The organism is Gemmatimonas sp., assembly GCF_044345575.1.
GTDB lineage: Bacteria > Gemmatimonadota > Gemmatimonadetes > Gemmatimonadales > Gemmatimonadaceae > Gemmatimonas.
In genome coordinates this window covers 1-12,522 of record NZ_JBIJAW010000072.1, presented here as the reverse complement: position 1 = coordinate 12,522, position 12,522 = coordinate 1, and the positions used below count along the sequence as shown (strand labels likewise).

Sequence of the window (12,522 nt, the reverse complement as noted above, 5' to 3'; positions counted from 1 at the left end):
TGATCGTCGTGACCGACGGTGAGCGCATCCTGGGCCTTGGTGACCTCGGTGCGAACGGCATGGGCATTCCCATCGGCAAGCTCACGCTGTACACGGCGTGCGCCGGGATTCCGCCGATGCAGTGTCTCCCCATCACGATCGACGTGGGTACCGACAACACGCATCTGCGCGAAAGCGCCTCGTACATGGGGCTCCGTCAGCCGCGCCTGCGTGGCGCGGCGTACGATGCGCTCATGGACGAGTTCATTGAGGCCGTGCAGGAGCGATTCCCGCAGGTGTGCCTGCAGTTCGAGGACTTCGGCAACCACAATGCGTTCACGCTCCTCGACAAGTGGCGCGATCGCGTCTGCACGTTCAACGACGACATTCAGGGAACGGCCTCGGTGACGCTGGCCGGTCTGTACTCCGCGTCGCGCATCACCGGTACGCCGCTCAAGGACATGCGCCTGCTCTTCCTGGGCGCTGGCGAGGCGGGCATCGGCATCGGTGACCTGGTGGTGGAGGCGATGACGGAGGAGGGGCTGTCGCAGGCCGAGGCGCGAAGCCGCTGCTGGTTCATGGACTCGAAGGGACTCGTGGTGAAGTCGCGTACGGACCTGGCGAGTCACAAGCAGCCGTACGCCCACGATCACGATCCGGTCCCCACCTTCCTCGATGCGGTGGAGAGCGTCAAGCCGCACGCGATCATCGGTGTGTCGGGAATGCCCGGTACCTTCACCGCGCCAGTCCTTGCGGCCATGGCGCGGCACAACGAGCGCCCCATCGTGATGGCGCTCAGCAATCCTACCAGCAAGGCGGAATGCACCGCGCGCGAGGCCTATGCCAGCACCGATGGCCGTGCGGTCTTCGCGAGCGGCAGCCCGTTCGCGCCCGTGACGCACAAGGGGAAGACGCACGTTCCGGGGCAGGGGAACAACGCCTACATCTTCCCGGGGGTGGGTCTTGGAGTGATGGTCGCCGATTCCTCGCGCGTGACCGACGAGATGTTTGCTGCCGCCGCGCGCACGCTGGCCGGCACGGTCAACGAAGACGATCTCGCCATGGGACGCATCTATCCGAGCCTGTCGCGCATTCGTGAGGTCTCCAAGGCCATCGCGGTGGAAGTCGCGCGCCTCGCGTACGAACGTGGGCTCGCACGGGCCCCGCGCCCGGATGATCTCGAAGCGGCGGTAGCGGCCGCGATGTACGAGCCGGTGTACCCGCAGTATGCGTGATGCCGCGATTCGGCGGTAAACGAATTATCCCGCCGAAAGCTGCGAACTGAAGACTGAGAGCTCCCTAGCCGAACGCGATCCCGTTTCGGCGAGGGAGCTTTCGGCTTTCAGCTCTCAGTCCTCAGCACTCGATGCTCAGCCAAGGGTGTCCGGCTGCAATGCCTCAAGTGCATGCGGGTCGTTCACATTCACAAATGTCGACCGAAGGTCGCACATCTCCACTGCGCCAGCTGCAATGCTCGCCAGCCAGCCCTGCACCGAACGCGCACCTCCGGCGAGGTATGGGGACAGCGAACGGAACGCCGTCGTACGCACCAGCAGAAACAGGTACTGCTTCCGCTCGCCGTCGTCTGGATACGCGGCAACACGCTCGTCTTCGAACGCTGCAGCCAGTCGCGATACGACACCGGTATCGAGCCGCGGCGCATCCCCCGGACAGCAGAACAGCCACGGTGTGGTCACGTGCGGTGCTATGCTCGCCAGGCCGCCGAGCGGGCCGAGACCCGGAATATCGTCGACGACGACCGGGTGGCTGAACGCCCGATAAGCATCGAGTTCGCGGTTCGCACTCACGATCACCGGCCCAACCTGTGGGCGTAGTCGCTCGAGCACGTGCGACACCAGCGGACGTCCGTCCAAAGGCAGCAGCGGTTTCTCCACACCACCCATGCGCCGCCCTTCGCCGCCACAGAGTACCACGCCGGTGATATCGCTCGCTGGGATCAGCACACCGGCACGCTCACCCGTCGTCTTCACCACTCGGCCGGAGCTTCGCCGCCGCCTTGAGCACCAGCGGGTGTACCGGCGTTTCGCTCGGTACCAGACCATTGGTGACCACCAGCAGATCCTTGCGCATGGTGGGGGGCCAGAACTTCACCAGATGCTCGTGGATGCCCTCCACGGCGTCCTCTTCGGAATACACCGAAAAGAACTGCGCGATCTGGTTGGCCATCCGTACGATATCGTCGTCCTGCATGGCTACTCGGTGGGGAACGGGTGGCTGGACGCGGGGAAACGCACGACCTCGCACCGGTCGCTGCGCCGGAGCGCACTGGCCAACGGTACGCTGAGGGCCGCGCTCCACTGCAACGCCATCGTGGTGGGCGCGCTGATCGTGGCGAGCAGCTGCGCATTCGTTGCGGCGGCCTTGTACACCAACTCGTAGCTGCAGCGGCTGCTCATCACCACGAAGCCCGGCTCATGGAGTCGGTGTGACTGCGCCAGGGCACCCACAAGCTTGTCGAGGGCGTTGTGGCGGCCCACGTCTTCGCGGACCAAGAGCACGTGCCCCGTGAGATCGCACCACGCCGCTGCATGTACCGAGTGCGTGCGGGCGTTGAGCGGCTGATGATCCGGCAGGTCCACGAAGGCACGGCGTACAGCCTCGTCCGAGACGGCCACGCATTCGGCGCGCGTTGGCAAATGGCGGCCGTGCAGCTGCGCGAGTGAATCGATGCCGCACACGCCGCACCCGCTGTTCCCCAGCACCGACCGCGCACCAAGTCGCTCGCGGCGCAGCCCATCAGGAGCCACCTGCACCATGACCTGCACATCGCCCAGCCAGCTGGCCACGTCGATGTGCTCAATCGCATCTGCCCGCGTGATGACTTGCTCCGTGATGAGCAGCCCACGGGCCAGATCCTCGACGTCAGCCGGTGTTGCCAGCATCACTGTGAACGGCGTGCCATTCACCATGATCTGGACGGGCACCTCGGCAGCGATCTCCCAGTGGTCGTCACGCGCGCCAACGGAAACTGTCGCCGGCATGTGCACCGCGGGCAGGAGACTCGTGTCAGTCGACAGGGTGTACCTCCACCGCCGTCACCTTATACTCGGGGCAGTTGGTGGCCCAGTCGGAGTATTCGGTGGTCACCACGTTTGCGGCGTTCTCGGGGTGATGGAACGTGGTGTACACCACGCCTTCGGGTACCCGGTCACTCACCTGTGCATGCAGCGTGATGGCGCCCTTGCGGCTCTGCAGCATCACGCCGTCACCATCGGCGATGCCACGCACCTCGGCGTCATGCGGGTGCATCTCCAGCACGTCTTCCGGGTGCCACACGGTGTTCGCTGTGCGGCGTGTGGCCGTGCCCACGTTGTACTGCGAGAGAATGCGCCCCGTGGTGAGCAGCAGCGGGAACCGGCGTGTGGACCGTTCCTCCGTGGGCACGTACTGCGTGACGAGGAAACGCCCGCGTCCACGCACGAACTGCTCCTCGTGCATGATGCGCGTGCCCAAGGGGCGGTCGGCGGTGCAGGGCCACTGCACGCTGCCCACCTGATCGAGGTAGGCGAACGACACCCCGGAGAAGGTCGGCGTGAGCGTGGCGATCTCGTCCATGATGTCGGCCGCCGAGCTGTAGTGCATGGGATACCCCATCTCGGTGGCAAGACGGCATACGGCTTCCCATTCGCTGAGCCCCGTGCGGGGCGGCATGGCGGGGCGCACGCGGTTGATGCGACGCTCGGCGTTGGTGAACGTGCCGTCCTTCTCGAGGAACGCTGTGCCGGGCAGGAAGACGTGTGCGTACTTCGCCGTCTCGTTGAGGAAGAGATCCTGCACCACCACGCATTCCATCACGCTGAGTGCCGCCGTGACATGTTGGGTGTTGGGATCGGACTGCGCGATATCCTCGCCCTGAATGAACATGCCGCGGAACTGCCCCGTGAGAGCCAATGCCAGCATGTTGGGGATGCGTAACCCAGGTTCCGGGTCGAGTGCGACATTCCACGCCTGCTCGAAGATGCCGCGGGTGGTGTCGTCGGAGATGTGGCGGTACCCGGGCAATTCGTGCGGGAACGAGCCCATGTCACACGAGCCCTGCACGTTGTTCTGGCCGCGCAGCGGATTCACGCCGGTCCCGTCGCGGCCGATCTGACCGGCCGCCATGGCGAGGTTGGCGATACCGAGCACCATGGTGCTGCCTTGGCTGTGTTCCGTCACGCCAAGGCCGTAGTAGATGGCCGCGTTGCCCCCCGTCGCGTACAGGCGCGCTGCCGCGCGGATCTCCTCCGCCGGCACGCCGGTGAAGGCTTCCGTTGCCTCGGGTGACTGTTCCGGCCGACTGATGAAGGCTCGCCACTGCTCGAAGCTACGGGCGTCGCAGCGCGTGCTGACGAACGACTCGTTCACCAACCCCTCATTGACGATCACGTGCGCCATGGCGTTGATGACCGCCACGTTGGTGCCGGGGCGCAGCTGCAGGTGATGCGCGGCCTGGATGTGTGGCGACCGCACGAGATCGATGCGACGCGGATCGATGACGATGAGCTTGGCGCCCTTCCGCAGGCGCCGTTTCATGCGGGCGGCGAACACCGGGTGCGCGTCGGTGGGGTTGGCCCCGATGACCACGATCACGTCGGCATGGGCCACCGACTTGAAGTCCTGTGTGCCGGCCGCCGTGCCGAAGGTTTGCTTGAGCCCGTACCCCGTGGGGGAATGACACACCCGGGCACAGGTATCGATGTTGTTGTTGCCGAATGCGGCGCGGATCATCTTCTGCACCACGTACACTTCTTCGTTGGTGCAGCGCGAACTCGATACGCCCCCGATGGCCTCACGGCCATGTCGACGCTGAATGCTGGTGAAGCGCTGTGCCGCGAAGCTGATGGCCTCGTCCCACGAGACCTCCCGCCACGGGTCGGTGATGTGTTCGCGTACCAACGGCGACAGCACACGATCCGTGTGCGTGGCGTATCCCCACGCAAATCGTCCCTTCACGCAGGAATGCCCCTCGTTGGCACCACCATCCATGGCGGGTACCATGCGCACGACCTCATTGCCCTTCATCTGCGCTTCGAACGAGCACCCCACGCCGCAGTAGGCGCAGGTGGTCTTTACGGTGCGCTCCGGCTGGCCGGCATCGATGACCGTCTTTTCGATGAGCGTGGCCGTGGGACACGCCTGCACGCAGGCGCCACACGACACGCATTCACTGGCGAGGAACCCCTCGTCCATGCCGGCGCTGACCTTCGAGGCGAAGCCGCGGTCGGTGATGCTCAGCGCAAAGGTGCCTTGTATCTCGTCGCAGGCGCGCACACAGCGCGAGCACACGATGCACTTGGCCGGGTCGAACGTGAAGTAGGGATTGCTCTCGTCCTTCTCTGCCACGAGATGGTTAGCCCCCTCCATGCCGTAGCGCACTTCGCGCAACCCCACCGCACCCGCCATGTCCTGCAGCTCGCAGTCGCCATTCGCCGCGCAGGTGAGGCAGTCGAGCGGGTGGTCGGAGATGTACAACTCCATCACGTTGCGCCGCACCCGCGCCACTTGTGGCGTTTGTGTGCGCACCACCATGCCAGGCTCCACCGGCGTCGTGCACGACGCCGGCAATCCGCGTCGCCCATCCACCTGCACGATGCACAGGCGACAAGAGCCGAACGACTTGAGCGAATCCGTCGCGCAGAGCTTGGCGATGTCCACGCCCACCGTGCGAGCCGCCTGCATGATGCTGGTGCCGGGCGCCACGCGCACCGGCATTCCATCCACCATGAGTTCGATCAGGTGATCACCGTTACGGTCGGTCATTCGGGCTTCCCTCCCACCGGGGCCAACAGGTCCGCGGAGAAATGCGTCATCACACTGCGCACGGGGAGCGGTGTGAGACCCCCAAGAGCGCACAGTGATCCCAGTTCCATGGTTTCGCACAGCTCTTCGAGCAGTGCCCACTGCTTCCGTGACTCCTCACGTCGGCGGAGTCGCTGAATGACCTCCACGCCACGCGTGGAGCCAATGCGGCACGGCGTACACTTGCCGCATGACTCGTGGGCGCAGAACGCCATCGCGAATTCGGCCTGTTCGGCCATGTCCACCGTGTCGTCGAAGCACACCACGCCACCGTGCCCCAGCATCGCGCCAACGGCCGCGAAAGACTCGTAGGCGAGCGGAGTGTCCCACTGGTGCTCCGGCAGGTAGGCGCCGAGCGGACCGCCGACCTGAATGGCACGCAGCGGACGGCCGCTGCGACTACCGCCGCCGAAGTCATCAACTAGTTCACGCAGGGTGAGGCCGAACGGGACTTCCACCAATCCGCCGCGCGCAATGTTGCCGGCGAGCTGGAAGGGCATGGTGCCCTTCGACCGGTCGAGGCCGAGGGCGGCGTAGGCCGTACCACCGTGGGCCAGCACGTCGGTGGCTGCGGCCAGCGTGAGCACGTTGTTGATCACCGTGGGCTGCCCGAACAGTCCCTGCAGCGCGGGCAGCGGCGGCTTGGCGCGTACCATGCCGCGTTTCCCTTCGAGACTCTCGAGCAGCGCGGTCTCCTCGCCGCAGATGTAGGCACCGGCGCCCACGCGCACCACGAGATGGAAACGGTGCGGCGACCCGAGCACGCTGGCGCCCAGGAGGCCAGCCCCTTCCGCCCGCGAAATGGCCTCACGCAGCGTGGCAATGGCGCGCGGGTACTCGGAGCGCACGTAGATCACGCCGCGTGTGGCGCCCACCGCGAGCCCCGCGATGATCATCCCCTCCACGAGCTGATACGGATCGGCCTCCATGAGCAGGCGATCGGCGAACGTCCCCGAGTCGCCTTCGTCGGCGTTGCACACGACGTACTTGGTGGCGCTCGACGCCTGGCGCACCGTGTTCCACTTGATCCCCGCTGGAAACGCGGCGCCGCCACGGCCACGGAGCCCGGAGGCCGTCACCTCGGCCACGATTGCCTCGGCCGTCAGCGAGAGCGCACGGCGGAGGCCGATGAGCCCGCCCTCTGCCTCGTACTCAGCCAGCGAAAGTGGATCGATGCGTCCCGCGCGCTTGAAAGTCAGCCGCTGCTGGCGCGCAAACCAGGGATGCTCCTCCACGAGGCCGATGCAGGCTGGATATTGCGCATTCGGGGCGCTGCCGGCGAAGAGCGATGGGGCGTCGCCGGGCGAGACGTTCGCGAAACCCATACGCCCCGTGGCGGTGTCCACTTCGACCAGCGGCTCGAGCCACGCGGCGCCGCGCGATCCGTTACGCACGATCGTGATGTCCACGCCGTGCATCGCGCCATGCATCGCGATCGCGTGGGCGACGGCATCGGCGCCCACGGAGCAGGCGGCCGTGTCGTTGGGGACGAAGACGCGGAGGCTCATGCGGCGCCCCGGGTAGAAGTGGCGGCGGCGACCAGCGTGTCGAACGCCGCGGCGGTCACCCGGCCGTGTACGTCGTCGCCGATACGGACCGACGGCCCCAGTGCGCAGTTGCCGAGACAATAGACCGCCTCGAGATGCACACGCCCGTCGCGGGTCGTCTCGCCCAACTGTACGCCGAGCGAGGATTCGGCATGCGTCGCGAGATCGCGGCAGCCGACGGCCTGACACGCTTCGGCCATGCACAGCTGCACGACGGTGTCGCCGACAGGGGATTCTCGGAAGTCACCGTAGAAGGTGACGACACCGTACACTTCGGCGCGCGACAGATTGAAGGCGTGCGCGGCGTAGCGGATGGCCGCCGGCGACACGTGACCGAGGCGTTCCTGCACGCGGTGCAGGAACGGGAGCAGGTGCTCCGCATCGGGAGCAAGGTCGGCGAGGAGCGCGTCGAGGACGGCGAGCTCCTCCTCGGCCTGAGGTGGGTGGTGAGGCATAACACCGTTGGTGGCGCGGAGTCGGGGAGTGGCACTCCGCGCCGGTGTGGACGCGCTCCTTAGCGGAACTTGTCCATGAGCTTGTCGAGAGCGCCCTTGCCGGGGCAGAGCTTCTCGAACGGGATATCCACGAGGGGCGTGGCCGGCGTGCGGAGATAGTCGTGCATATCCCGCCCGTTTTCGTCCACGAACAACAAACCGGTCGCGATCTCTCCGCGGGCCTGACAGGCGCGCACATGGGCGTAGGCCGACTCGCGGTTGGTCGGGTCGTAGTCGGGCGCGGTCGTACGTAGCCGAACCGACGCGCCGTCATGCATCACCACCGTACGCACCTCCTCGTGCGTGTCGGCCACGGTGATCTCGCGCTGCAGTGGAACGAAGTCCGCGTGCACCGCCTCCACCTCGTGCTCGCGCGTGAACGCGTAGCTCTTGGTGGACCCCTCGTGATCGTTGAAGCTCACACAGGGGGAGATCACGTCGATGATGGCAAACCCCTTGTGGGAGAGGCCGGCCTTGATGATGGGCACCAGCTGCTTCTTGTCACCGGAGAACGAGCGCGCCACGAAGGTGGCACCGAGTGTAAGTGCCAGCAGTACCGGATCGATGGGAGACTGCTCGTTGGCCTCGCCCTTCTTACTCTTGCTGCCGATGTCGGCGGACGCCGAAAACTGTCCCTTCGTGAGGCCGTACACGCCGTTGTTCTCCAGCATATACAGCATGTTCACGTTGCGGCGGATGGCGTGCGACATCTGCCCGAGACCGATGGACAGCGAGTCGCCGTCGCCGGACACACCGATGTAGGTGAGCGCGCGGTTCGCCGCCGCGGCCCCCGACGTGACCGAGGGCATGCGGCCGTGCACGGAATTGAATCCGTGCGACTGCTTCATGAAGTACGCCGTCGTCTTGGATGAGCAGCCGATGCCGCTCATCTTGCCCACCTTATGTGGCTCGAGATTGAGCTCCCACCCGGCCTGCACAATGGCTGCGGTCACGGAATCATGACCGCACCCGGCGCAGAGGGTGGACATGGCGCCTTCGTAATCGCGGATGGTCAGCCCGAGGTCGTTGGTGCGCGAGCTCGGATGCCGTACGGGAGGCTTGGCAATGGAGGTCATGCGGACACCTTGGCCTGGCTGGAGACGTTGGCAGTGACGGCATCCACCACCACCTTGGCGGTGAGCGGCATGCCCCCGTAGTCGAGCACGGAGATCATGTCGTCGCGCGGGATGCCGAGTTCGATGGCGAGGAGCGAGCGCAGCTGCGCATCGCGATTCTGCTCGATCACGAAGGTCTTGTCGTGCGCATCGAAGAAGTCCTTCACTTCGCTGCCGAAGGGGAAGGAACGAATGCGCATGACGTCGACGATGATCCCCTGCGCCCGCAGCTTGTCGGCCGCTTCACGCACCGCCGCATCACAGCCGCCGATGCACACGAGACCGACATCGGCGCCGGGCTGCAACGTGAACACGGGCTTGGGCATCTGCGTGGCCGCGTAGGCGAACTTGCGCTTGAGGCGATCCACCAGCTCCTGATACGCGTCGGAGTCTTCGGTGTAGGCGGCGTGCTTGTCGTGGCCGGAGCCGCGCACGAAGTACGCGCCCTTTCCACCCACACCGGGGAGCGTGCGGGCCGCGATACCGTCGCCATCCACATCGAGATAGCGCGAGAACTTCTGGATCTTCTCCAGCGCCGCCGCATCGAGCACCTTGCCGCGATCGGGGCGGTAGTGCTCGTCCCACTCGAAGCGCTTCACCATCCAGTCGTTCATGCCGATGTCGAGGTCCGTCGCCACGAACACCGGCGTCTGGAAGCGCTCGGCAATATCGAAGCTCTGCACCGACAACTCGAACGCTTCGCCCGGGTTGGCGGGGAAGAGAATGAGATGCTTGGTGTCCCCGTGCGATGCGTACGCAAGCGACATCAGGTCGGCCTGCTGCGTGCGCGTGGGCATGCCCGTGGCCGGGCCGCACCGCTGGATGTCGAAGAAAACGGCGGGGATGTCGGTGTAGTATGCCAGGCCAATGAATTCCTGCATGAGCGAGATGCCGGGGCCCGACGTGTTGGTGAACGACCGCGCTCCCGCCCAGCCGGCGCCGATGATGATGCCGGCGGCAGCGAGTTCGTCTTCAGCCTGCAGGATGGCATAGTTGTGCGCGCCCGTTTCCGGGTCCACGCGGAACTTCTCGCAGAAGGCCTTGAACTGCTCCATCAGCGCGGTGGCCGGCGTGATGGGATACCACGCCCCTACCGTGGCGCCGGCGTACACCGCACCAAGCGCACACGCCGTGTTGCCGTCGATGAGGATGGAGTCGCTGGTTGCGTCCATCTTCTCCAGCCGGAACGGCAACGGGCACTCGAAGTTGGCTTTGGCGTAATCGTAGCCGAGTCGAATGGCCTTGTGATTGCTGTCGAGCAGCTTGGGCTTCTTGCCGTATTTCTCGGCGAGCATGCCGCTGATGACATCCATGTCGATGTCGAGCAGCGCCGCGAGCGAGCCGGCGTACACGATGTTACGGAGCAGGGTACGGTCGCGATCACCCTGGAAGTTCTCCACGCACATCTTGCCGAACGGGATGCCGAGGATGGTGATCCCTTCGCGCACGAGATCGGGCTCGAGCGGCCACGAGGAGTCGTACACCAGGTAGCCACCGGGGCGCACTGTGGCGACGTCTTTGGCGTAGGTGGCCGGGTTGAGCGCCACCACGAGGTCCACTTCGCTCGGACGCGCCGTGTAGCCGTCCTTGCTCACGCGGATCTCGTACCACGTGGGCAGGCCCTGAATGTTGGACGGGAAGATGTTCTTGCCCGTGACCGGGATCCCCATGCGGAAAATGGCCTGCATGAGGAGACCGTTGGCACTGGCCGAGCCGGTGCCGTTCACGGTGCCCATCTTGAACGAGAAATCGTTGATGCCGCTCATACGCTGGCCATCCCGGCGAGCTGTCCCGCCATCGGCTTCTTGAGGTCGAAAATGCGCATGTCCCACGCCGCCGTGGGGCAGCGTTCCGCACACAGGCCGCAGTGGAGGCACACGTCCTCGTCCTTCACCATGATGCGCTTGGTCTGCGGCAGCCCTTCGGAGGTGTAGATGTCCTGCGACGTATTGAGCGCCGGCGCCGAGAGCCTGGTGCGCAATTCGTCGATCGGCGTGCCGTTGGTGGTGATGGTGAGGCAGTTGGTGGGGCAGATGTCCACGCAGGCGTCGCACTCGATACACTGCGATGCCGTGAAGTGCGTTTGAATGTCGCAGTTGAGGCAGCGCCCCACTTCCGACACGATCTGCTCTGCGGTGAAGCCAAGCTCCACTTCCGTCACGAGATCCTTGAAGCGGCGCGTGAGGTCCTCGTGCTGCATCTTCGCGCGCTTGGCGGTCTCGTAATCGTTGTCGTACGCCCACGAGTGCATGCCCATCTTGGCGCTGGTGAGCGACATGCCGTATGGCGGACGGTCGGCGACCACGTCGCGGCCCTGGCACTGCAGGTCCATGGAGATGGCCGCGGCATGCCCGTGGGCCACCGCCCAGATGATGTTCTCCGGGCCCCACGCCGCATCACCGCCGAAGAACACCTTGGGGTGCGTGCTCTGGTGCGTGCTCTTGTTCACGACCGGCATGCCCTTCGCGTCGAAGTCCACGCCGATATCACGCTCGATGAACTCGAACGCGTTGTCCTGGCCAATGGCGAGAATCACCTGGTCGCAGGGGATGATGGTGGTACCCATCACCGTGCTCGTCTGCTTGCCGTTGGCGTCTTCGGTCCACTGCAGGATTTCGAATTCCATGCCGACGAGCTGTCCGTTCTCGATCACCATGCGCTTGGGCGCGTGGTTTTCGATGATCTCGACTTGCTCCTCCTCGGCATCCTCGAGCTCCCAGGGCGAGGCCTTGAAGTGCTTGCGACCGCGGCGCGCCACGACCTTCACATCGGTGGCGCCAAGGCGCTTCGAGGTGCGGCAGCAGTCCATGGCCGTGTTGCCCACGCCGATGATGATCACGCGCGGGCCCATCTTCTCGATGTGCTTGAAGTGCACGTTGGCGAGGAACTCAATGCCGATGTGCACCTGCGCCGGCGCATCCCAGCGGCCCGGAATGTCGAGCTCCTTACCCTTGGGGGCGCCGGCGCCCACAAACACGGCGTCGTAGCCCTCGTCGAGGAGCGCCTTGAGGCTGGTGACCGAGGTCCCGTACTGCATATGGGCCCCCATGTCGATGATGTAGTTGCATTCCTCGTCGAGCACATTGGCCGGGAGCCGGAACGACGGGATGTTGATGCGCATCAGACCACCGGGCGTCGCGTTCTTCTCGAAGATCGTGACGTCGTAGCCGAGCGGCAGCAGGTCGTTGGCCACCGTCAGGGAGGCGGGGCCGGCACCGATGAGCGCCACGCGCTTGCCGTTCTTGACCGCCGGCGCTTTGGGCAGAAATTCGGTGATGTCGTCGCGATGATCGGCGGCCACACGCTTGAGGCGGCAGATGGCGACGGGCTTCTCTTCCACGCGACCGCGTCGGCAAGCGGGTTCACACGGTCGGTCGCAGACGCGCCCCAGGATGCCGGGGAACACGTTCGACTCACGGTTGAGCAGATAGCTCTCCGTGTACCGGCCCTGCGCGATAAGGCGGATGTAGCCGGGGACGTTGGTGTGGGCCGGACAGGCCCATTGGCAATCGACGACCTTGTGGTAGTACTGCGGGTCGCTGACGTTGGTCACTGCCATGTGGCGTTGCTCCTGGGGAGTGATAA

At 65.4% G+C, this 12,522-nt stretch carries 10 protein-coding genes; 1 reads left to right on the top strand and 9 read right to left on the bottom strand.

Annotation, left to right across the window (positions count from 1 at the left end; translation table 11 throughout):
- A partial coding sequence (maeA, locus tag ACIQ6O_RS06515; protein WP_396206969.1) for an oxaloacetate-decarboxylating malate dehydrogenase occupies positions 1-1,214 on the top strand: 1,214 nt, incomplete at its 5' end.
- A 135-nt stretch (positions 1,215-1,349) separates the two neighbouring features.
- Here maeA and mobA read toward each other — a convergent pair.
- The 9 genes from mobA to ACIQ6O_RS06470 are packed head-to-tail and all read right to left on the bottom strand — an operon-like array spanning position 1,350 to position 12,496.
- On the bottom strand, positions 1,350-1,943 hold the full coding sequence (gene mobA / locus ACIQ6O_RS06510; RefSeq protein ID WP_396206968.1) for a molybdenum cofactor guanylyltransferase MobA: 594 nt from the start codon (positions 1,941-1,943) through the stop codon (positions 1,350-1,352).
- A 10-nt stretch (positions 1,944-1,953) separates the two neighbouring features.
- Positions 1,954-2,190, bottom strand: coding sequence for a formate dehydrogenase subunit delta (locus ACIQ6O_RS06505; RefSeq protein WP_396206967.1), 237 nt, complete (start codon positions 2,188-2,190; stop codon positions 1,954-1,956).
- 2 nt (positions 2,191-2,192) lie between these two features.
- The gene (gene fdhD, locus ACIQ6O_RS06500) at positions 2,193-2,981 is read right to left on the bottom strand and encodes a formate dehydrogenase accessory sulfurtransferase FdhD (RefSeq protein ID WP_396206966.1); all 789 of its coding nucleotides are present in this window, start codon (positions 2,979-2,981) and stop codon (positions 2,193-2,195) included.
- A gap of 25 nt (positions 2,982-3,006) precedes the next feature.
- Entirely contained in the window at positions 3,007-5,742 is a 2,736-nt protein-coding gene (fdhF, locus tag ACIQ6O_RS06495) for a formate dehydrogenase subunit alpha (protein WP_396206965.1), read from the bottom strand.
- A complete protein-coding gene (locus ACIQ6O_RS06490) occupies positions 5,739-7,289 on the bottom strand; it encodes a formate dehydrogenase beta subunit (protein WP_396206964.1) in 1,551 nt (516 codons plus the stop codon). Before ACIQ6O_RS06490 ends, fdhF begins: the two co-directional genes overlap by 4 nt.
- Entirely contained in the window at positions 7,286-7,783 is a 498-nt protein-coding gene (locus ACIQ6O_RS06485) for an NAD(P)H-dependent oxidoreductase subunit E (protein WP_396206963.1), read from the bottom strand. The genes ACIQ6O_RS06490 and ACIQ6O_RS06485 overlap by 4 nt, the downstream gene beginning before the upstream one ends.
- 59 nt (positions 7,784-7,842) lie before the next feature.
- Positions 7,843-8,898 carry a 2-oxoacid:ferredoxin oxidoreductase subunit beta gene (locus tag ACIQ6O_RS06480; RefSeq protein WP_396206962.1) on the bottom strand — a complete coding sequence of 352 codons (1,056 nt, stop codon included), beginning with the start codon at positions 8,896-8,898 and terminating at the stop codon, positions 7,843-7,845.
- Positions 8,895-10,703 (bottom strand): 2-oxoacid:acceptor oxidoreductase subunit alpha, encoded by a 1,809-nt coding sequence (locus tag ACIQ6O_RS06475; protein ID WP_396206961.1) that lies wholly within the window; start codon positions 10,701-10,703, stop codon positions 8,895-8,897. The genes ACIQ6O_RS06480 and ACIQ6O_RS06475 overlap by 4 nt, the downstream gene beginning before the upstream one ends.
- Positions 10,700-12,496 (bottom strand): FAD-dependent oxidoreductase, encoded by a 1,797-nt coding sequence (locus tag ACIQ6O_RS06470; protein ID WP_396206970.1) that lies wholly within the window; start codon positions 12,494-12,496, stop codon positions 10,700-10,702. The genes ACIQ6O_RS06475 and ACIQ6O_RS06470 overlap by 4 nt, the downstream gene beginning before the upstream one ends.
- Positions 12,497-12,522: the final 26 nt, after the last annotated feature.